Here is a 1822-nt window from a genome sequence, read left to right on the forward strand (position 1 = left end):
CCTGTTCGGCCAGCCGGAGCAGCCATGAGCGCCACGCCGCCACGACCGCCCGCCGCGCCGGCCGGCCAGCCGCTGGCGCAGCGGCTGACGCGCGACAAGGCCGACACGCTCTTGTTGCTGGCCGCCGCGCTGATGGTGCTGGCGCCGCATTTCAGCCATCTGCCGCCGTGGATCGGCGTGCTGGCCGGCGCCACGCTGCTGTGGCGCGCCGCCCTCACCTGGCTCGGCAAGCGCCTGCCGCCGGTGTGGCTGCTGCTGCCGATCGCGCTGGCCGCCATGGCCGGCGTCTACCGCAGCTACCACACGCTGCTGGGCCGCGACGCCGGCGTCGCCATGCTGGTGCTGCTGCTGGCCTTCAAGCTGCTGGAGATGCACGCCAAACGCGACCTGTTCGTGGTCACCTTCCTCGGCTTCTTCGTGCTGCTGACCAGCTTTTTCTACTCGCAGTCGATCCCGGCCGCGCTGTGGGTGGCGCTGACGCTGGCCATGCTGCTGACCGCGCAGCAGTCGTTCCAGTACACCGGCGCCGTGCCGCCGCTGGCGCGCCGCCTGCGCACCACGGCCAGGCTGACGGCGCTGGCGGCGCCGCTGGCGCTGCTGCTGTTTGTCGGTTTCCCGCGCATCCAGGGTCCGTTGTGGGGCCTGCCGGGCGACGCCGCCGGCGGCAAGACCGGCCTGTCCGACAGCATGGCGCCCGGCACGCTGTCGTCGCTGGCGCAGTCCGACGAGGTGGCGTTCCGCGTGCGCTTCTTCGGCGCCGTGCCGGCCCAGCCGCAGCTGTACTGGCGCAGCATCGTGCTGGGCGACTACGACGGCCGCACCTGGACCCGCGTGCCGCGCAAGCGCGGCCTGCAGCGGCTGGACGTGGCGGTCAGCGCGCGCGGCGCGCCGCTGCGCTACGAAACCACGATGGAAGCCAGCAACACGCGCTGGTTGGCGCTGCTGGAGCTGGCCGGCCCCACGCTGCAGGTGCCCGGTTACCGGCTGCGCGATTCCGACGAGATGGAACAGTTCACCACCGATCCGATCAGCCACCGCGTGCGCTTCGAGGCCAGCGCCTACCTGGATTTCACGCTGCAGGCCGGCGAACGGCCGCAGCGCATGACGCACTGGCTGGAGCTGCCGGCCGGCGTCAATCCGCGCACGCTGGCGCTGGCGCAGCAGCTGCGCGCGGCGGCCAGCGGCGCCGACACGCCGCAGCAACTGAGCAACGCCGTGCTGCAACGCTTCCGCCGCGACGGCTACCGCTACACGCTGGAGCCGCCGCTGACCGGCGCCAACGCCGTCGACGATTTCCTGTTCACCACCAAGGCCGGCTTCTGCGAGCACTACGCCGGCGCCTACGTGGTGCTGATGCGCGCCATGGGCGTGCCGGCGCGGGTGGTCACCGGCTACCAGGGCGGCGAGCGCAATCCGGTCGACGGCTACCTGACCGTGCGCCAATCCGACGCCCACGCCTGGGCCGAGTTCTGGACCCAGGCCGGCGGCTGGCGCCGCGTCGATCCGACCGCCGCCGTCGCCCCCGAGCGCGTCGAGCGCAACCTGGCGCGCGCGCTGCCGCGCCCCGCCGCCTTCGGCCTGGCGCCGCTGCTCGACCTGCAGAACGATCCGGATTCGTGGCTGGCGCAACTCAGATTCGCCTATGCCGCGTTGAATAATTCTTGGAATCAATGGGTACTGGATTACAATCCCGAGAGGCAGCGAAGTTTCCTTGAAGAACTAGGCGCGGCCGTCGGCAACTGGCGCACGGCACTCGGTGCGGCGCTGGCCGCCGGGCTGCTGTGGCTGCTGCGCTGGCAGCGCGGGCGCCGGCCGGCCGATG

At 72.1% G+C, this 1822-nt stretch carries 1 protein-coding gene; it reads left to right on the plus strand.

Annotated elements, in window-relative coordinates:
• Positions 1-24: 24 nt before the first annotated feature.
• A partial coding sequence (locus GJ695_RS29325; RefSeq protein ID WP_154370606.1) for a transglutaminase TgpA family protein occupies positions 25-1822 on the plus strand: 1798 nt, incomplete at its 3' end.

The organism is Duganella alba (assembly GCF_009674495.1).
Classification (GTDB): Bacteria; Pseudomonadota; Gammaproteobacteria; order Burkholderiales; family Burkholderiaceae_D; genus Rugamonas; species Rugamonas alba.